Annotated in this window: 18 protein-coding genes and 1 tRNA gene; 10 read left to right on the forward strand and 9 right to left on the reverse strand. The window is 50.5% G+C overall.

Features of this window, described 5'->3' with window-relative positions; genetic code table 11:
* Positions 1-45: 45 nt before the first annotated feature.
* Positions 46-2,439: an endopeptidase La gene (gene lon / locus E1189_RS12970; RefSeq protein WP_155160753.1), complete on the reverse strand. Its 2,394-nt coding sequence runs from the start codon at positions 2,437-2,439 to the stop codon at positions 46-48.
* Between the two features lie 142 nt (positions 2,440-2,581).
* Between lon and E1189_RS12975 the strand changes: the two genes are divergently transcribed.
* Complete coding sequence (locus E1189_RS12975) at positions 2,582-2,719, forward strand: hypothetical protein (RefSeq protein ID WP_155160754.1); 138 nt, start codon at positions 2,582-2,584, stop codon at positions 2,717-2,719.
* An 80-nt stretch (positions 2,720-2,799) separates the two neighbouring features.
* On the opposite strand, the gene rarD is transcribed toward E1189_RS12975, so the two are convergent.
* The gene (rarD, locus tag E1189_RS12980) at positions 2,800-3,705 is read right to left on the reverse strand and encodes an EamA family transporter RarD (protein WP_196221410.1); all 906 of its coding nucleotides are present in this window, start codon (positions 3,703-3,705) and stop codon (positions 2,800-2,802) included.
* A gap of 506 nt (positions 3,706-4,211) precedes the next feature.
* Here rarD and E1189_RS12985 point away from each other — a divergent pair.
* Positions 4,212-4,299: transfer RNA gene (locus E1189_RS12985), tRNA-Ser, on the forward strand.
* Positions 4,300-4,461: 162 nt separating this feature from the next.
* Positions 4,462-4,731 (forward strand): 3TM-type holin, encoded by a 270-nt coding sequence (locus E1189_RS12990; protein WP_155160756.1) that lies wholly within the window; start codon positions 4,462-4,464, stop codon positions 4,729-4,731.
* Positions 4,732-4,742: 11 nt separating this feature from the next.
* Here E1189_RS12990 and E1189_RS12995 read toward each other — a convergent pair whose 3' ends face one another.
* Together E1189_RS12995 and E1189_RS13000 are read right to left on the reverse strand one after the other, a co-directional pair.
* Entirely contained in the window at positions 4,743-5,036 is a 294-nt protein-coding gene (locus E1189_RS12995; RefSeq protein ID WP_155160757.1) for a HigA family addiction module antitoxin, read from the reverse strand.
* Complete coding sequence (locus E1189_RS13000; protein WP_155160758.1) at positions 5,036-5,314, reverse strand: type II toxin-antitoxin system RelE/ParE family toxin; 279 nt, start codon at positions 5,312-5,314, stop codon at positions 5,036-5,038. The genes E1189_RS12995 and E1189_RS13000 overlap by 1 nt, the downstream gene beginning before the upstream one ends.
* A gap of 259 nt (positions 5,315-5,573) precedes the next feature.
* On the opposite strand from E1189_RS13000, the gene E1189_RS13005 reads away from it, so the two are divergent.
* The 5 genes from E1189_RS13005 to E1189_RS23925 all read left to right on the forward strand — a co-directional run bounded on the left by E1189_RS13005 (position 5,574) and on the right by E1189_RS23925 (position 12,323).
* On the forward strand, positions 5,574-5,735 hold the full coding sequence (locus E1189_RS13005; protein ID WP_155160759.1) for a hypothetical protein: 162 nt from the start codon (positions 5,574-5,576) through the stop codon (positions 5,733-5,735).
* A gap of 90 nt (positions 5,736-5,825) precedes the next feature.
* Complete coding sequence (locus tag E1189_RS13010) at positions 5,826-6,095, forward strand: DDE-type integrase/transposase/recombinase (protein WP_329602024.1); 270 nt, start codon at positions 5,826-5,828, stop codon at positions 6,093-6,095.
* A gap of 199 nt (positions 6,096-6,294) precedes the next feature.
* Positions 6,295-8,994 carry a hypothetical protein gene (locus tag E1189_RS13015; RefSeq protein WP_155160761.1) on the forward strand — a complete coding sequence of 900 codons (2,700 nt, stop codon included), beginning with the start codon at positions 6,295-6,297 and terminating at the stop codon, positions 8,992-8,994.
* Positions 8,995-9,102: 108 nt separating this feature from the next.
* On the forward strand, positions 9,103-11,406 hold the full coding sequence (locus tag E1189_RS13020) for a PP2C family serine/threonine-protein phosphatase (protein WP_155160762.1): 2,304 nt from the start codon (positions 9,103-9,105) through the stop codon (positions 11,404-11,406).
* A gap of 305 nt (positions 11,407-11,711) precedes the next feature.
* Positions 11,712-12,323 (forward strand): hypothetical protein, encoded by a 612-nt coding sequence (locus E1189_RS23925; RefSeq protein ID WP_196221411.1) that lies wholly within the window; start codon positions 11,712-11,714, stop codon positions 12,321-12,323.
* Here E1189_RS23925 and E1189_RS13030 read toward each other — a convergent pair.
* A complete protein-coding gene (locus tag E1189_RS13030; RefSeq protein WP_155160763.1) occupies positions 12,281-12,553 on the reverse strand; it encodes a hypothetical protein in 273 nt (90 codons plus the stop codon). The two genes, E1189_RS23925 and E1189_RS13030, sit on opposite strands and share 43 nt — an antisense overlap.
* Positions 12,554-12,734: 181 nt before the next feature.
* Positions 12,735-13,418 (reverse strand): ankyrin repeat domain-containing protein, encoded by a 684-nt coding sequence (locus tag E1189_RS13035; RefSeq protein ID WP_155160764.1) that lies wholly within the window; start codon positions 13,416-13,418, stop codon positions 12,735-12,737.
* Positions 13,419-13,656: 238 nt separating this feature from the next.
* On the opposite strand from E1189_RS13035, the gene E1189_RS13040 reads away from it, so the two are divergent.
* The gene (locus tag E1189_RS13040) at positions 13,657-14,199 is read left to right on the forward strand and encodes a DUF2058 domain-containing protein (protein ID WP_155160765.1); all 543 of its coding nucleotides are present in this window, start codon (positions 13,657-13,659) and stop codon (positions 14,197-14,199) included.
* Between the two features lie 116 nt (positions 14,200-14,315).
* Complete coding sequence (locus E1189_RS13045) at positions 14,316-15,041, forward strand: type II secretion system protein N (protein WP_196221412.1); 726 nt, start codon at positions 14,316-14,318, stop codon at positions 15,039-15,041.
* Between the two features lie 96 nt (positions 15,042-15,137).
* Here the strand turns inward: E1189_RS13045 and E1189_RS13050 are convergent, their stop codons facing one another.
* From E1189_RS13050 to pgm, 3 genes are all read right to left on the reverse strand, one after another.
* On the reverse strand, positions 15,138-15,641 hold the full coding sequence (locus E1189_RS13050; RefSeq protein ID WP_155160767.1) for a hypothetical protein: 504 nt from the start codon (positions 15,639-15,641) through the stop codon (positions 15,138-15,140).
* Positions 15,638-16,177 (reverse strand): hypothetical protein, encoded by a 540-nt coding sequence (locus E1189_RS13055; protein WP_155160768.1) that lies wholly within the window; start codon positions 16,175-16,177, stop codon positions 15,638-15,640. The genes E1189_RS13050 and E1189_RS13055 overlap by 4 nt, the downstream gene beginning before the upstream one ends.
* A 291-nt stretch (positions 16,178-16,468) precedes the next feature.
* Entirely contained in the window at positions 16,469-18,157 is a 1,689-nt protein-coding gene (pgm, locus tag E1189_RS13060; RefSeq protein WP_155160769.1) for a phosphoglucomutase (alpha-D-glucose-1,6-bisphosphate-dependent), read from the reverse strand.
* Positions 18,158-18,425: the final 268 nt, after the last annotated feature.

The raw sequence follows: 18,425 nt of genomic DNA on the forward strand, positions 1-18,425 counted from the left end.
AAGTAAAAGCTGCTTAACCTGCAACAGGTAAGCAGCTTTTTTCGATTAGAACAGGTGCTTTTCTACATCCGCAAAAGTACGGGCAAAGTGGGCGGTCATACCCTCCTTGATGTATTCAGGCAGTTCCTCAAAGTCCCGTCTATTGGCTTCTGGTAAAATCACGATTTTAATATTACTGCGACGAGCTGAGATCACCTTCTCTCGAATGCCTCCAACCGCTAGAACATGGCCAGTCAGCGTGAGTTCGCCGGTCATAGCCAGAGCTTTAGGTTTGCGACCTTTCGCCAGACTTAACAGAGCGCTGGCCATGGTGACGCCGGCACTGGGGCCATCTTTGGGGGTGGCACCTTCCGGTACGTGGAGATGGATATAGGACTTATTGAAGAAGTCTTCCGAAGCGCCAAACGTCTTCAGGTGGCTCATGATGTAGCTGTAGGAAATCTGGGCAGATTCCTTCATGGTCTCCCCAAGGCGACCAGTAAGGCGGAAACCGGGTGCCAAACTGTGAACCTTGGTGGCCTCCACCGGGAGGGTTGCGCCGCCCATGGCTGTCCAGGCCAGACCGGTAATTACACCTACGCCTTGCAGCACTTTTTCTTTGCTGAAGTAAGGTTTGCCGAGGTAGTTGTCCAGGTCTTTCACGCCGATCTTAATTTTCAGATCACGATCATCAAGAATCTTCAGTACAGCTTTGCGGATAATGCGTGCCAGCAGTTTCTCCAGATGGCGCACACCGGATTCCCGAGCGTAGCCTTCTATCAGCGTTTTCAGGGTCGCGTCGCTGATTTTCACCTGATTCTTCTTCAAACCAGCCTTTTGCAGTTGCTTAGGCCACAGGTGGTTTTTGGCAATGGCAACTTTTTCCTGAGTGATATATCCGGACAGGCGCAGGGTGTCCATACGATCCAGAAGAGGCCCGGGAATGGTATCCAGCTGGTTGGCCGTGCATACAAACAGTACCTTGGACAGGTCTATACGCATATCCAGATAGTGATCCAGGAATTCGCTATTCTGGGATGGGTCAAGCACTTCCAGCAGGGCAGAAGCCGGATCACCGCGGAATGATGCGCCAATCTTGTCGATTTCATCCAGCATGATGACCGGGTTGGTAACATCCACCTCTTTCAGGGCCTGTACCAGTTTACCGGGCAGGGCACCGATATAGGTACGGCGGTGGCCTTTGATCTCAGCTTCATCCCGCATGCCCCCCAAACTGAAACGGTAGAACTTGCGGCCAAGGGCATTGGCAACGGACTGACCAATAGATGTTTTACCGACACCGGGAGGGCCAACCAGTAACAGGATGGAGCCAGCCACTTCCTGTTTGTAGGCTCCCACGGCGAGGAATTCGATAATGCGATCTTTCACATCATCAAGGCCGTCATGGTCTTCATCCAGTACTTTGCGGGCGTGGGAGAGGTCGAGGTTATCTTCCGAAACTACGCCCCAGGGGACTGAAGTGGCCCAATCGAGGTAGTTGCGGGTAACGCTGAATTCTGGTGAACCAATCTCCAGCATGGAGAACTTGTTCATTTCCTCATCGATTTTTTTCTTAGCAGCGGGCGGAATCTCCCGACCTTTTATCCGCTTCTGGAACTCCTCCATTTCAGCAGTTTTGTCATCTTTGGCAATGCCCAGCTCTTTCTGGATGACTTTCAGTTGCTCCTTCAGGAAAAACTCCCGTTGGTGCTTGTTGATCTTGAGATTGACTTCCTCACTGATCTGGCTCTGCAGCTTGGCCACTTCCTGCTCTTTGCGGATCAATACCAGCACTTTTTCCATGCGGCGTTGGATAGAGATGGTTTCCAGTACTTCCTGCAGTTCTGCGCCAGGAGCGGTAGTAATGGCTGCGGCAAAGTCGGCCAGTGGGGAAGGTTCCCGGGGGCTAAAGCGGTTCAGGTAGTTTTTCAGCTCTTCGCTGTACAGAGGGTTAAGAGGCAATAGTTCCTTGATAGCGTTGATCAGCGCCATGGCGTAAGCCTTGAGGGTGTCCTCATCTTCGGCCTGATCTTCTATATATTCTACCTGCACCAGAAATGGTGGGCGGCGGCGCAGCCAGTTGACGATGCGGAAGCGTTGCACGCCAAGGGCAATAAACTGGATCTGGTCGTCCACTTCCACCACATTGTGAACTTTTACGGCGCAGCCGATCTCCGGAAATTCCTCTGGCTCGGCGACTTCCCCTGAAAAGTCCTTAATAAAGGACAGACCGAGTACTTTCTCTTCTGTCTGGAAAACGCGTTTAATGGTTTCTTCCCAGGGTTTTGCACCAAACACCAGTGGCTGCACCTGCGCCGGGAAGAACGGACGGTTGGTGGCAGGAATCAAGTAAAGTTTGTCCGGCAGATTCTGGTGGGGAAGGGTTAAAGCTGTGCTGCCGGTGCTTTTGTCTTCAGCGTCGGGAATAAATTCTGAAGCTACGTCGTGTTCTTCGTTCATATTGGCTTTTCACAAACTGTCTGGGCATCTTTTCGCCTGACCACGGATGGCTGCTGGCGAGCAGATGCTGTTCAGGAAGATAATGTCAAAGGTATAGATGGTGACACCTCTGCCATTTTTAAACACCACAGGAGAATTATGGTTGAAACAATCCGGTTTGAAGGCGGAAAGCTGTGTGCAGGGTAGCACCTCTGACTTCATCGAAGACTTTAGCGAAGGTTATGGGAAGAATGTTGATTTTCAGGCGCTGACTCTATTAAGTGATATTCTGACAGAATAATAAGAAAAACGATGGGTGCCATGTCACTGCTGTGTTTTTTGGCGCTGTTATCTTTGGCCTTGGGATACTTCTGAGTGCAGCTAAGCCTTGCGTTTTTGCAAAGAGGCATCGGCCGAAAAAAACACCAATGCCAGCCAGATAAAGGCAAAGCTGATTTGAATACTCTGCCCGAAAGGCTCCTTGTAAAGCATCACCCCTAAACACAGGGAGATGGAGGGGCCAATATATTGAAGGAATCCCAGTGTCGTTAAACGTAAATGCGGTGCCGCAGACGTAAATAGAAGCAGTGGTGCCAATGTAATCACTCCAGCCAGTATTAACCACCCCATAGTGCTGGGAGCATTGAGTGAAAACGATGACTCTCCCTGTGAATAAAGCCAGAAAACCCAACCAAGAGCCAAAGGCAGCATCACCAGTTTTTCCACCAGCAGCCCGGGAACTACGGGCGGGGCGATAGTCTTACGTATCAGCCCGTAGAGCCCAAAGCTTAAAGCCAGAGTGATGGACACCATAGGCAACCTTCCCAGTGTAACAATTTGCCAAAGCACTCCAAGGGATGCCAGCCCTACTGCCAGCCACTGCAAGCGAGATAAGTTTTCTTTCAGAAATATCATGGCAAGTATCACACTGACAATGGGATTGAGGTAATACCCCAGACTGATTTCAACAATCTGATTATTGGTGATGGCCCAGATAAACGTCAGCCAGTTCACCCCTATCAGCAGCGAAGAGACTATGAGTTTCAGAAGTAGTTTAGGGTTTTTAAATATGCGTTGGGTTATGTCTAGCTGCCCCATAAGGAGGACGATAACTGTGAGCATAATAAACGACCATATCACCCGGTGAGCCAGCACTTCTATCGGGTCGAGATAGGCGACTTGTTTGAAATATACAGGGCTGATACCCCATAACGTAAAGGCAACAAGCCCTGAGAGCAGAGCGCGTGTGGTTTGGTTGCTTATATCTGCAGAAGGTGAAGAAGACAACTTGAATATCATCTCGTTGAAATTATTGTATCTGGTTTATCTTATAATCCAGACTCCCTGCTTGGGCTATACAAAAAATTATTGGCAGGGACTCCTGGCACTTCATCCCAAGAGCATTGTTACGCTGTGGCTGGATCTGGATTTTATAGTGGCTGCGATGGCTGTTAACCCGTACACGTCCCTCAGAAAGCCAGCAGTATAATGGGCAGTTATAGATTTTATGGGTGATTTGGCGGCTAAAATGATCCAATCTGTTCAGGTTTGGCAGCGCTTCGGGCCGATACTGTTGAGGCTTGTTTTGGAAGACAAAAACTCCGGGGTGAGTCTGCATGGTGCTGGGGTAATCTGAACGACTGGATAGTGGGTTCCATTTAAACAGTTAGAGGGAATACTGGCAACTATGGTAAATGCCGAGATGTGGCGTATTTGTAGTTGCCATGCCTAAAGAGCTGGTATACATTACGCCCCGCTTCGACGGGCAAGCCCAACAACGAAGCCAGAAATACGGTGAGGTGTCCGAGTGGCCGAAGGAGCACGCCTGGAAAGTGTGTATACGGAAACGTATCGAGGGTTCGAATCCCTCCCTCACCGCCACATTCGAGAATCCCGCTACAGACCTCTGTAGCGGGATTTTTCGCATTTGTACCCACTGAAAAGCCCCGTTCCTGCGCAGTTTTTTCACTTGCGGCAGCGTAGTTCTTCGACTGTATAACACCCCTTATTTTGCCTCTCAAAGCCAGGACCGATCTGACCGAGATGGCGATCAATGGCGAGCTGGATGAACTGGCTCAACAGGCTGGTGTGATCAAAGCCGAAGCTCAGGGGGAGGGTTGGCTACAACGAAACTGGCGACCCCTTGTGATGTTGGTGTTTACGGCACTGGTCGTGTGCCGGTGGATGGGCTGGGCGTCACCGGATATCAGTGAAGCGCTTGAGCTGAAGCTGCTTGGCATCGTGCAGCTGGGTATCGGTGGCTATATTGCCAGCCGTGGTGTGGAGAAGGTGGTATCTAACCTCCGTCGTTAAAAGTCAAAACCCTACGCACTAAGGAACTTGAGCGGCTGGAGCTTGGAAAGATTGATTCTTTTCTCTGCCTGCCAGATTTCATAGTTATCTTGCATCGCAAGCCAGCTATGAGGGGTACGCCCTAAAACCCTGGAAAGTCGAAGTGCCATTTCAGGGGACACTGCACTTTTACCTTTGATGACCCTGTTGAGTGTCGAGGCTGCAACCCCAAGCTGCTCTGCAAGATACCGGCAGCTGATATCATAGGGCTCCATATATATGGACTCGATGAACTCTCCAGGGTGTGGTGGGTTGTGCATAGACATCAGTGATAATCCTCATAGTTAAGGATGTACGCATTGCCATCCCGAAATTCAAAAGTCACGCGCCAGTTACCACTGACTGAGATTGACCATATTCCAGAGCGGCTTCCCTTCAGTGGATGAAGAGAGAAGCCAGGCAGGTCAATATCATCAAGCACTTGGGCGGTATCTAAAGCAGCTAACTGCAGTCTCAGCTTCTTTGCGTGCCTGGACTGAATGTCAGCCTTCTTGCCCGTTTCAAAGAACTGTTTTAGCCCTTTATGTTTGAATGACTTGATCATGGAATAGAGTGTAGCGTGATGCGCAACACCGGGCAATATCGATATTGTTACTAAGTTTTGTGGTGAGAGTGATCTGACTATTGACTTCCCTTCAGATCAGGCAGGCTCTGACTATTCACAACGTTATCCACAGATTTTGTGAGTAACACGTAAGCGCTCTCCTTACGCTAAAAAAGTGCTTGGGGGAAGAGTGTGTTTCCCCGAGCGCTTACATCTGGAGGAGGTTGCTGTGCACCATTTGGAGGACTGTGATTCCTCAATGATTCAAGACGCTCATCTGTCATTAGCCATGGGAGCCGGTCGGCCAGGTCTGAAGTTTTCCGGTCGTCATTTCCCTAAAGATATCATCCTCCAGACTGTTCGCTGGTACGTCAGTTACCCGCTCAGCTATCGCATGATCGAGGAACTGATGACGGAGTGAGGTGTTCCAGTGGATCATTCAACCATCATCCGTTGGACTGTAGAATAGGCACCAAAGCTGGAATGTCGTCACCGTAAAAGTAAACTGGCTGTGGGAACGTCCTGGAGAATGGATGAGACCTATATAAAGGTCAAAGGCTGTGACCACTATCTGTACCGCGCTGTCGATAAAGAAGGCAAAAAGGTCGATTTTTTTCTCACCCAAAAGCGCGACACAAAAGCGGCCAAAGCCTTTTTCCGTAAGGCCATCCGCCAATACGGCCAGCCAGTAAAGGTAGCGATTGATAAAAGCGGCAGCAACACAAGTGCCCTCTCCGGGGCAACAACACCGTGGGAGTATTTCTACTCCCTGACGGCATAGTTGCGACTGGAGAATTGCGATTTTTCATTCTCGGAGATTTTTGCGACACAACCCGCAGACTCTGGTCGATCAGAATACTTTATGGCGAAGTGAGGGGAGCCGATGGTGTTTCAGGATGAGTAACTAACTGGCTGGTCAGTGATCTGTACCTGCTGAGACGGTAGAAAAGGCAGTTCCGTAAATTGCGCAGGATACGTTGATGGCCAGTCAATTACCTGGAGATACCCAGAGAACAGTTCGATTTCAGACTCTTGAACATGAGGCTTACCAAAACAGAGGGCGGGGAAGAGGCCGTGGGCGGGGAAGCCCATGGAATGGTCGCCAGGCAAAAGAAAAACATGTCGGTCAGGCTTACCATCAGACAGAACAAAATCGTGAACAGGAGCGTCAGCAGGATGGCCGACAAAGACCTGGCACAGAGCCTCAGGTAACACCTGTCCCACGGGATCCGGCTTCTGTGGCCGTTAACAAAGCGCAACCTAAAGAGCCGTCCCAAGAACCCGCTCTGGAGAAACAGCTGTTTAAGGCTGGTTATTGTGGGCCAATAACGGCCGCTCTTGATGCCCGGGAAGTGGAACGGGCTTTGTCGTTGGCGGTGTATCTGAGTTATGTCCCCGCAGGGCCTGACCAGATGCCTGAACGGGAGCGAAAGGCGCTGCAGGAATGCCATAGCCGCCTGGTCGCTGAGTGTAAGATGTTGCCACTTTCGGGCAATGACGGTGCGGTTGGACTTCCCCTGGCTTTAGCATTACTTAATAACAATTTGCTGAGCCCTAAGGATCTTCAAAGCATTCAGGACATGAGACAGCAGGCTTTTGAGAGCGAAGGGTTGCACCTGCAGTTTGATAAGGACATAAAAACAATCACTGAACAGGCACAGGCGCGTCCTCTGGATGCCATGGCCTTCGTCAACGCGTTGTATTTGCAATACCGTTCATTGTTTAACTGTCAACAGTTAGAAAAGCTTGCCGATTGTTTTCGAGCGGTTGTCCCCGGTGTATTGGAACACTGCCAGGCCTTGGCGGTAGAGAAACCCAGGGACGCTGGGGGGCTGCTTGAGCGAAATCTGTTTCACTGTCTTGAGTTGCTTCCCCATGCTCCTTCTGGAGACCGAGAGCAGTTACGTGCCCTGCAGAAACAGGTCAGTCATAGCATTTGTCACATTTTTACCGAAAACCTGATGATGATCAGTGATGGCCGTCTGGAGATCAAGACGGCGGGTGCTCACATGCAGCTTATTCATTACAGCCACGGGTTGGGAGTCCTCAGTAAACGGCATGCGAGTGTTTTGCAAAAACTGGTGGAACAAAAGAAAACGCCCACACAGGAAATACCAGGAAAGGCTGCCCAGGTAAAAGCTGATCTTGAGGCGCTGCTGCAGGCCGGGCAATGCTATGAAGCGCTGCGCGTGTGCATGGAGTACGCCAATAAAGATCCGGTTGTATGGAATGGAAAACGGTCTTCCGAACTTTTCGGCTGCATGAAGCGTGCACTGAAAGGGGAGCTGGCTTGTCTGTGTCTTCAGCTTGGGCCTCAAGGTTTAAACCCCGATATGGTTGACCGGATCAATACTTTATTTAATCTGATGGGCGAGTTCAGAAACTCACCCTGGCTGATTGGTAGAGATAGTTTTTGCACTTTGAACTATCTCCGTGTTCTGGTTGTTGGCAAAGTGCTTCAGCCTCAGTGGGACCGCGTGAAAAGTCAGGGATATACGGCTGAAACAGTGGCAAGGTTGAGGGGGATGCTCAAAGACAAAGAGCGACTGTTGTTACCCTCCCACGCGACTGAGTACCAACAGTTTGTACAGGCATTGGAAGAGGAACAAAAGAACAGCCTGCCCCCTGTTCCCCCAGCCTCTCAGGCCTCCAAAACTGTACCTCGGTCGCAGGCATCGGATAGCTCCACTCATTCCTCTCCTGTCAGGGAGCGGGGCCAGCGAAAAGTGATTATGAAACGGCCTGAGTCTACAGAGGCCAGTCATCACGCTGAGATAACTGAGGATGATTTACGGGCCTTCCTTGAGTCCCCCGATAAGGCTGATGATTTCCGCCGGCGTATGAACGAGGACAGGGAAGGCAATCTGGAGGAAGGTAAACGCTGGATGTTGTTCCTTCGGGAATATTACACACACAACCGATTACCCGCCTCGAAATCAAAAGCCAATTTAGCGTTGTCTCGACTGGTTACGGGGGCCGCTTTTGTTGTGCTTCATGACCTGTTCCAGTCAATCAAAGCGTTAAAAAATAAGGATGAAAAGTATGTGGCATGTGGTCGCGTGGCTGTGGATATGATCAAGTACATACATCCGCTGCAGAACGTCGCGTATGACTACTTCAAACACGACTACCAAAGCTTAACTGGTGTCGTGCATTTCTATTATTTGATGCCCCTCAAAAACAGGATTGTAGACGAGGTTGAAAAGCCACGAGATAAGATAGATTTTGATTTGTTGTGGCAACGGTTTTCGGATGCCTATCAAGTGGGAGCGCACTACGAGACCGCGACCAGAAAGTGTTTGCGGGAAATTTATACCCGATATTTTTCCTGTGATCTGACAGAGGTTCAAAGGCAGTTGTCATCCAGGAACCCGGCAGAGATTCAACGGGGGCTGGCGACTATTGAGGCTCGGATTCTGGATCGCAAACATTTCTATTCCTGGCATGAGACAGAGAAGGCAGCTCACCATGCGTGTGAGCTGGTGAAACAGGGCAAAGCCAGGTTAAAAGAGCTGGTGGGCTATAACGCCGGCCAGTGGTTGGACATACAAAAGAACTTTCTCAGGAAAGTGGAAGACGCAGGTTTTCTGCAAGGTCCACCACACTATTTGAGTAAGTTGAGCAAACCACAGTCTGCTTCCTCCGGCTACGGGGATAAACGCGACAGGCGAGGAAAGTAGAATCTGTCTTGTCGTCATGAAGCGCGATGACGCCATCATAGGGGACATCGGGAATGTCGCTGACAGGCCCGATATGTCATTAATACAGTACAGAAAGGGAGTATCAATATGGCCTACGGAATGGGGCCTCAGGCAAGCTGGCCGGAGGTAAACAGACTACGGAGTGATATCGCAAGGTTGCCACGGAGCACGAAAGACTCGGACTGGATGGCTTTGACGGAAGATGGCCATTTGGTCACGGCGACTGAGTATTCGAGACGGTATGATTCTAAACCAGAAGCTCTTGGTTTTATGAGCTGTAACGCCAATTTAAAACGTTATGTTGGCAGCCATCTTAATGGTAAAGCACTGCCAGATCGCAAAGTAGAAAAAGTCTCGCAGGACATTGGCAAGAAGGAGTACCGTATAAACCTGGGTGATGTAAAAGCCGCCCTTGCAACAATGGAAGCGCCGATCTCGCAGGCCCCTGAAGCACCGCCTGAACACACATCAAAGCCCGTTTCAGCGTATGAGGGCAGGCAACAACAGGATGTTGCTTCCTCTACGGTAATAACGCAGCTCCGTCGTGCAAAGGAACCTGCGCCCAGGCTACAACGGCAGATCAGCCTTTCCAGCCGGGTTGAGTTGGCCGTAAGAGATTACAGAGGGAAGCCGGGGGAAGCGGAGGACGTTCTGCATCTGCTGGACACCTGGCGGTACCAGGGCGGTAGTGATTCCGCTATCAACGGCGTGTTGAAGTTCCTGTCCGGTAAAGATCTTTTCCCCATAGCCGAGCAGGATATTCCTCCGGCTATGGCAAACCCTGACGGCTTACAGGGCTTTCAGCGCCAGGTTAGCCAGGCGATGGAAGAGAGGCGTGCAGAGGCAAAAAAGTTGTTTACTGCGAGCCGTTTTCAGGATTCATTCCAGCTGTATCAGGACATTGTTGAGAGCACACGCTTTCAGCACAACCCGGAGTGTTACACAAAGTGCGTTATGGCTATGGCCGGCATGTTAGCCCGAAATGGTGAACTGTCTGGTTTCAGGGAATACCCGCTGTACCGCATGATTCCCTACCTGCAGAACCTGATCGACGGCGGTGCTAACGATATTGCAACCGTCGGTTTCCTGGAGCATATGGAAGGACAGCTCAATACCATGGCTGCCCCGGCGGCAAGAGAACGCTCTCCTGGCCATGCCCCACGCACACAAAGTCGCTTATTTCAGGGGAGTCCGGTTGCCGTCAAGGCTCTGCGCTTACCCCGTGGGACGTATAGGCCGGCGCGGATGACCGGTGGGCGGTTTGTTGATGCGCACCCCGCAAAATTGCCCACTCAAGGCCGAGAGGCCATTCGGCGCTGGAATATAAGAGTGCCCATCGACATGTTGGAAGAGCTGGAATTTCGGGTGGTACCGGATTTCCATGACGTTCGGCGTAAAATTGAACAGGCCAATGCCAAGGCCGAAGCAGAAGGGAAGCGCATGCCTGTTGGTAAAAACTTCCCTCCTTCCCATTCCCGGCTAACGCCCTACCAGAATATTCCCGGATTTAAATCGGAAGCCAGCCAGCATATTCCCGGTGTCGGTATTGCCTGTGCTCAGGGGCGACGCTCCAATAATGAAGACGCACATATTGCCAAACGTTTTCCTATTCAGGCCGGTGGCAAGCTGGTGACGGTTTCCATGATTGGGGTGTTTGATGGGCACAGTGTGAATTATGCCGGACACCTGGCTTCACGTTATGTGGCGAATCATCTTGAAGATTGTTTACAGCGCCGGCTGGAGCAGTACAACCAGAATGAGCTGACTGAAGCGGGAATCTGGAACGGGATTAAACTGGCTATGGCTGATGTAGACCGAGGAGATTATTTGTATGAAGGCGGGATTGACCATACTGGAACAACCGCCAATGTCGCCCTGGTGATTGGCGACCGGCTCTGGGTGGCCAATGTGGGAGACAGCCGGGCAATGCTGGCCTATAAAGATGGCTCTTATCTGCAATTATCGGAAGATGCAAAACCGGGAGCCGACCCCGCGGCGAAAGGGGATGTTCTCAATGAACATTCTCAGCATGTCATTAAACGTGGCGGTAAAGTGCAGGGTGTCTATGCCAATGGTCCGGTAAAAGGAGGCCTGAGAACAACCCGTGCCATTGGAGACCACAATATGGGGGGGGCTATCTCTCCCCGGCCGGGGGTGACGTCCTACCCTCTTTCAGACATTAAGGGTGCCATATTGATACAGTGTTGTGACGGCGTATTTGATATTGCCAATTGTGGGCAGGTGTCCGCCTTTATAAGGGATGAGGCGAACCGGCAAGCCCCGCTGAATACGCAAAGCATGGCTGAAAGGCTGGTGGGTGCCAGTTATGATGCACAGTCGGGTGATAATTTAACCGCCATCGTAGTGCCAGTGGATGTCTTGTCAGCGTGAGAACCCAATGCAGAAGATCAGCACAAAGTGGCCAGGCAAAAGGATGAGGTGGAAACCTCAGCTTAATTCACAATACAGCCGGTGATAACCTGATCTCTGTTCAGACTGTATGCACACGAAATTGTGCCGATGATATATCGGATCTGGTACAGGTAAGCAACAGCTGTTGTTTTCCGCACAAGCGACACTGGCAGGTATTGCGATTTTTCACTCTCGGAAATTTTTGTGGCACAACCACAGTGTCGCCTAGAGGTGGGAAAATGCTATGTTATGCATCAATTTTTTAATAGATGTGAACATAGAAAATGTTTGAGGATAATGAGCTGGTTATGTCTCCATTGTGCCAGACCTTGGAGAGGGATCATCGTACGGTTGAAATTCTCGTATACAAAGGCGCTGATGATGCCCGGTGGGTACTTGAGCTGGAAGATGAATATGGTAATTCGTTTGTCTGGAATGATCTTTTTGCCACTGATGAAGACGCGTTGAATGCTGCGCTGGACGCTATTGACGATGAAGGTATTGAATCTTTTGTGGGCGAGCCTGCTCCGGTTAACAAACCGTTGACTGCAGAGGAGTATGCGATTGATCTTGCACAACGGCTGCAATCAGCTCTGCCGATGGTGGTGACCCCGACAAAGGCCTTGATTCACAGTATGCGTAATAGTGAAAAGCAATCTGTGAAATTGAAGCCTCGTCAAAGGCTGCATATTGATACGTGTCTGTATCTGGGGGATGAGGGTGGAATCGCTTGTGGTTATCAAGTTGCGGGTGAAGTTATCGTGTCTTCTATCACACACCTGAAGCTTGACCCAAAACATCCGCTCTATAAAGAGTTGAAAGACTACCAGCTGGATCGTAAGGCACGGCTAGCCTATGAAGGGCGAGGAAACAATGGGGCTTTCCGGGTAGATTGACTCGGTCTCGTCATGCCTGTTTCCACTCCAGTAACGCCAATTGATCCTTCCATAACGCCGATACGCCATCCATAAAATCTGCCAATGCTCTCACCGTTCAGGACTTTTTCCTGTAGCACCGGAGAGAGCATCATCAGGCGGAGGATACGGGAGACATAACTTTCGTTCTGCTTGTAATGAGCAGCCAGTGCCAGTGCTCGCATCAGGGCGGTGTCTTCTATTTGAGTCATATTGACCGGTTGTCCGCCACTGGTCTAAATGTCGAAAGCGCCAAGACCAGCATTGAAGCCATCGGTGTCGGGATTGAGGAGAGCAACAAGAAGACAGCGATACCCTGTTTGCCCCCCGAGCGAGCAGGCCGGACAGAAGATGGCACTCACCCTGTCCAGGAGTCGCACATTGACCGCTGGCCTATGATTTTGAGACGGGCTGTAATCTGAGTCGGGAGTGCTCGCTTAATAAAGGGGTTCTTTCTGTTTCTGCTGTGGAGTGATGGATTGTTACTGATTTGCAAACCTTGAACTTGCGGGTTGCCTGTTTGAGTGCATGAATGATTGTTGTATACCTGTCGTACTCGGCAGGGTTTATTTTTCTGGACCAAGGTCTATTTTCTTCTGCTGCGCTCAATGGGCTTTTGGTGAAACACAAAAGCCACCTCCATGTAATCAATGGATTGGCACCGGCATTCAGCAAAATCTGAACCACCTTGGCATGGCTATTCTGAGCTGCGATAAACAAAGGCGTGGCTCCCCCCCATGCTTGATCAACCTCTGCCCCTGCATTCACCAAAATCTGAACCACCTCGGCATAACCATTTTGAGCTGGTAAATACAGACTATGTATAGGGGAGCCTGATGCTCCACTAATGAATTGCTCGTTGACATCAAACCCGTCCTGACTCACAAAAAAAGTCACGGCTTCCACATTACCTTCGCGGCACGCAGCCAGAAAATCGTGCTCATTATATTCATTCTTCAGTGGTACGCTCAGGTCAGCTTTGCATTCGCCTGCAGCCAGCGTGTTTGCACAAAACCCCAAAGTCAGGAGGAAAAAACTGGCGTAGAGGAATCGCTGGCTCTGATAAATTCTTAACACTACTCACTCCACAAACCGCCATGACAAAAGGGGTAGGGTATAGCAATCAGCAAGGAGGATATCAAACTATTCGAGTCCAAGCGTCTGATAGCCCGTTCGCGTAGTCTGGCGGCATATTTTTCCGCATCTTTCTGTGTCACAGCTCCTTATGTCCAATTAGTGCCCCACAGACAGTGCTTTCATGGAACTGGATACTTATAATCACCCATTGTTGACAGAATCCATAAATGAGTGATCCATGAGTTCTTTACGAGACCAGTTACTGAAAGCCGGTGTTGCCAGCAAAAAACAACACCAGCAGGCACGTACCCAGAAAAAAAAGCAGAAGAAGCAGGGTGTTGACGTTCAGGCAGAACAGCGCAAACGTCTGGAGGAAGAGCGTAGACAGCAGATTGAGAGGGACAAGGAGCTGAACCGCCAGCGCGAAGCCGAACGTACTGAGAAAGAAAAGCAGGCTCAGATTCGACAGATTATTCAAACCAACACCATTCCCCGTGAAAATGGTGACAACAGCTATAGCTTTGTTGATAACAAGAAGATCAAGAAGTGGTATCTGGCGGACAAACAAATCAATGAACTGAGCAGCGGCCGTTTAGCCCTTGCCAAGCTGGAGGATGAGGAGTATGCCCTGATCTCCGGCAAAGTAGCTGAGCGATTGGCCGAACGCCTGGCAGATGAAACCCACAAGTACCTGTTGGTGAACAATAAAGGCAAGCAGGAAGAAGTGGATGAGGATGATCCTTACGCGGATTACCAGATTCCTGATGACTTGATGTGGTAACCCACCGCCCGGGGCACCTGCAGCACACCGATGCTACGCGTGTACTTAAATGTTTTCAGGATGAATAACTGTTTTGGGGCAAGTTGATGGGCAAAAAAGGCTGGTTAGTTGGTATCTTGGCAGTCGGCACTCTGGTTGTGATTGTGCTGGCGCGCCTGCCTGCTTCGCAGGTGATTTCACAGGTTCCCCTACCTAAAGGCATGGTGCTTTCGGGTGTCACAGGTACAGCATGGGAAGGACAGGCGCTATCAGCCTCATGGCATGGCCATAATCTGGGTAAAGTGTCATGGTCTCTGCTCTACAGCAAGGCTCTGAGGGGCAGGGCAGAATACAGGCTGACTTTTGGTGATAATAACTTTTCGGGTTTGCACGGCCATAGCCAAGTGGGTTTCGGCCTGGGCGGCTGGTCTATCAATGACCTTTCTGTGTCTATGCCTGCTGGGCTGGTGAGCAATATTGCCAGCCTCCCTGTACCAGCCTTTGGGCAGATTGAGGTGGCCATGAATGATGCTCTGTACAGCAACGCTCGCTGTGAACAAGGGCAGGGGCAGCTACATTGGCGAGATGGCTCTGTCAGTTTTGATAACGGACCGTTAAGCCTGGGAAATACCACAGCAACATTGACCTGTGAAGGCGGAGCGGTTGCCGTAATAGGAGAGCAGAATGGTCGGCAGGTGACATCTGAATTTTCTTTCCACCTTGCTGCGGACCAGTCCTATCAGACTCAGTTGCTGATGAAACTCCGGGCCAGCTTCCCTTCTGATTTGGCGCGACAATTACGTCGAATGGCAAAGCGTGACGGGCAAGGACGTTATCAACTGTCATTTGGTGGGCGTCTGTAGCTAGTCGGTGTCCTAATCCAGCTCAGAAAAGTCAGCTCTGTGCAGGCGGGTGGTGTGGCGCCTGCACGGCTTGGGAAGATGAGGGGGTTGGCGATCTCACTGCGCCGGGGCAGGCTGCTCTGGCTTTTCTTGCCCTTCACCATTAGGCCCTTGCAGAGCCTGCATTGCGGTGACCATGGCTTGCTGCATGGGAATCTTGCCAGCGGCCAGATCCACAATGCGAGTGAACACAGACGCAATAATATGGCGGGAGATCAGTACGCCTTCATCCAGCAGTGAGGGTATAGTGTTAGCATCACCCCGGAGCATAAGGCGTAGAGTCAGTACATCGTTCATCATTATGATGGACGCCGGAGCCAGCGCCGGAGCCAGAGCGGCAGCAAGAGTGGTGGCGTTATCGTTAGATGTCACTTTTACCGAGGTCAGCATAATGGCTGTCAGGTCTCCTACTTCCGGCTCGTAGCAAAACAACTCGCTTTGCAGATCTTCAGCAATATTGAAAATCCAGCTTGCTGCAGGCTCTTCGGCTTGCTGCTCTTTCGGGGAAAGCTGCTGGGTTGTGAGGTGGCTGACAATAGCCTGGCGGGTTTGAGGGTTCATTCTGTCAGTGCTCCGTAGAAACTTTCTGAAAGAAGTTCAGCCATTTTGCGAGCGTCTTCCGGTGTTGGATTGATTTTGACTATGGATTCGAGGGTCTGCTGAATCAGTGGAATCAGGATCTGCGAAGCATTAAAGAATGGCGTAACGCTGATAGGATAATTCAGTGTCATCAGCTGGCTTTGACGCAATACAATCTGGTTAGTGCGCATGTCAACCAGTATGGCCATGGGGCTGAGTAACGCCGTGGAATGCTGCATAAACGCACTGAGGCTATTTAAGTGCTGTTCCAGGTTAGGGCCTTCTGGCAGGGTGACATCCAGTATCAGATTGACGTTCTTGTCGGGATTTATACCGGGAGTAATCAAAGCACTGAGGGTGGCTTTTTGATTATTCAGCGTGGTAAAGCGACTTTTCAGGGCTATGCCGTATTCGTGGCGGGAAACCCCGGTTTTATCCATCTCCAGAGTTTTTAACTCTTTTTTGAGCCGTCTGGCGATTGGCTTCAGGGCTTCTTCATTAATAGCAGGTGCGTTCAATGTTTCTGGCTCCTTCCAGAGCAGGCTGACGACTCTTTTATTAACTCGCCGTGATTAGCCTGCTGATTTAAGTCCTTCTAGTTATTATGGTTGATTTCCACAAATATGTGATTCAAATGTACGGCTCTGGAAATATCGCTTGGTTTCGTTAATCGTCACCGACAATCAAGGCAATGTAAATCAGTCGATAGAGGTGAGTAACAATACCTGTCCTGCCTTTGAAAAACACCCCACGCCCAAAAGAGTGAGGTGTTAAGTATCTTATAGAAAAATGAGGGGCGAGGCTAAAAGTTACCCTGCAAACACCCCAGAAACCAATTCCCGAGCTTCATCCTGTAGCAGCTTCAAATGCTCATCACCTTTAAAGCTTTCTGCATAAATTTTATAGGCAGGTTCCGTACCTGAAGGGCGAGCAGCAAACCATCCGTTTTCAGTCACAACCTTCAAACCACCAATGGCGGCATTATTACCGGGCGCTTCGGTCAGGCACTGGATAATAGGATCGCCAGCCAGCCTATCCGCTTTTACCATCTCCGGGTTCAGGCCTGAGAGAATTTTACGTTGCTCCCTATCAGCAGGTGCCTGAATGCGGCTATATACTGGTTCGCCATATTTGGAGGCCAGTTCCTGATAGTACTCACCAGGATCTTTGCCGGTTACTGCAGTGATTTCAGCAGCCAGCAGTGCGAGGATAATGCCGTCTTTGTCAGTGCACCAGGTGCTGCCGTCTTTACGCAGGAAGCTGGCTCCGGCGCTCTCTTCACCACCAAAAGCAATCTCGCCGGTACGCAGGCTGTCAACAAACCATTTAAAGCCTACGGGCACTTCGTAAGTTTCACGACCAATACCGTTTGCTACCCGGTCAATCAGGGAGCTGGATACAAGAGTTTTGCCTATTTTGGCACTTCGTGGCCAGTCTTTGCGATGCTGGTAAAGGTAGTCGATGGCTACCGCCAGGTAGTGGTTCGGGTTCATCAACCCCATGGAGCGGGTGACGATACCGTGGCGATCGTAATCCGGGTCGTTACCCACGGCGATATCGAACCTGTCTTTCATTTCCACAAGACCAGCCATGGCATAAGGGGAGGAGCAGTCCATTCGAATAGCGCCGTCTTTATCCAAACGCATAAAACTGAACGATGGATCGAGGGTACGGTTAACCAGCTTGATGTTCAGACCGTAGTGTTCGGCAATCACGTCCCAGTAAGCCATACCCGAGCCGCCCAGAGGATCAACACCAATAGACAGCCCGGCTTTGGCAATGGCTTCCATATCCAGTACCTGATCCAGATCCTTCACATAAGGAAGGATATAGTCGTGGGCATGCACGTTTTCGGCATCTAAGGCCTGCTCAGCAGAAAGGGTGTGAACACCGGCCAGCTTTGCAGCCATCAGTTCGTTGGCGCGGTTTTCAATCCATGTGGTAATTGCACCCTCAGCAGGACCACCATGGGGCGGGTTGTACTTGATGCCGCCATCTTCCGGTGGATTGTGCGAAGGCGTGATAATAATGCCATCTGCCTGAACCTCAGAACTGCGATTATGGGAAACAATCGCGTGGGAAATGACCGGAGTTGGGGTATAGCCACGGCCAATCTGATAGTAAACCTGACAGCCATTGGCTGCGACAACCTGCAGTACACTGATAAAGGCTGCTTCGGAGAGAGCGTGGGTATCCATACCAATATAGAGAGGGCCAGTGATACCTGCCGATACACGGTATTCGCATACAGCCTGAGTAATAGCCAGCACATGAGGCTCATTAAAGGTGCAGCGTAATGCACTGCCACGGTGGCCGGAGGTGCCAAAGGTAACACGATGGGCGGGCTCATTGGGAGCAGGTTGTTCAGAATAGTAGGCACTGACAAGCCTGGGAATGTTAACAAGTATGTCCGGTGGAGCGGTTTGGCCAGCGAGGGGATGCACGACAGTAATCTCCTTATATCTGCAGTAAAAAACGGTAGGATAGTCTCTTCTCATGTGGAAAAACACTACTGGTATTTACTTTGGTTGACGGCCTGGTACAGGCTCGGATCGGAGGGGTGAAGATACGGTGCGCGCAGATGGCGAGCTCCATATATTCTTGGGCAGAGGATTTTTGGTACCTTGTTTAGAGCTTTGCTCATTCTGGGGAGCTCTCCAGGGCGTTGCAGGAACCGTAGAAGCTCCAGATAAGATTTTTGAATAAGTCCAGGCTGCAATAGGTGTTGTTTTTATAGATGACGAGTACTGCTGAGCAAGTGGTGAA

Origin of the sequence: Parendozoicomonas verongulae, assembly GCF_009711465.1 — a bacterium.
GTDB lineage: Bacteria > Pseudomonadota > Gammaproteobacteria > Pseudomonadales > Endozoicomonadaceae > Sansalvadorimonas > Sansalvadorimonas verongulae.

What these genes read in the sequence shown, in the direction of transcription:
- E1189_RS13050 (WP_155160767.1), bottom strand. Translation starts at nt 15,641, where the DNA reads ATGAACCCTCAAACCCGCCAGGCTATTGTCAGCCACCTCACAACCCAG.
- lon (WP_155160753.1), bottom strand. Translation starts at nt 2,439, where the DNA reads ATGAACGAAGAACACGACGTAGCTTCAGAATTTATTCCCGACGCTGAA.
- E1189_RS13030 (WP_155160763.1), bottom strand. Translation starts at nt 12,553, where the DNA reads ATGACTCAAATAGAAGACACCGCCCTGATGCGAGCACTGGCACTGGCT.
- E1189_RS23925 (WP_196221411.1), top strand. Translation starts at nt 11,712, where the DNA reads ATGTTTGAGGATAATGAGCTGGTTATGTCTCCATTGTGCCAGACCTTG.
- E1189_RS13005 (WP_155160759.1), top strand. Translation starts at nt 5,574, where the DNA reads ATGATTCAAGACGCTCATCTGTCATTAGCCATGGGAGCCGGTCGGCCA.
- E1189_RS13000 (WP_155160758.1), bottom strand. Translation starts at nt 5,314, where the DNA reads ATGATCAAGTCATTCAAACATAAAGGGCTAAAACAGTTCTTTGAAACG.
- E1189_RS13020 (WP_155160762.1), top strand. Translation starts at nt 9,103, where the DNA reads ATGGCCTACGGAATGGGGCCTCAGGCAAGCTGGCCGGAGGTAAACAGA.
- pgm (WP_155160769.1), bottom strand. Translation starts at nt 18,157, where the DNA reads ATGAGAAGAGACTATCCTACCGTTTTTTACTGCAGATATAAGGAGATT.
- E1189_RS13015 (WP_155160761.1), top strand. Translation starts at nt 6,295, where the DNA reads ATGGCCAGTCAATTACCTGGAGATACCCAGAGAACAGTTCGATTTCAG.
- E1189_RS12995 (WP_155160757.1), bottom strand. Translation starts at nt 5,036, where the DNA reads ATGTCTATGCACAACCCACCACACCCTGGAGAGTTCATCGAGTCCATA.
- E1189_RS13040 (WP_155160765.1), top strand. Translation starts at nt 13,657, where the DNA reads ATGAGTTCTTTACGAGACCAGTTACTGAAAGCCGGTGTTGCCAGCAAA.
- E1189_RS12990 (WP_155160756.1), top strand. Translation starts at nt 4,462, where the DNA reads ATGGCGATCAATGGCGAGCTGGATGAACTGGCTCAACAGGCTGGTGTG.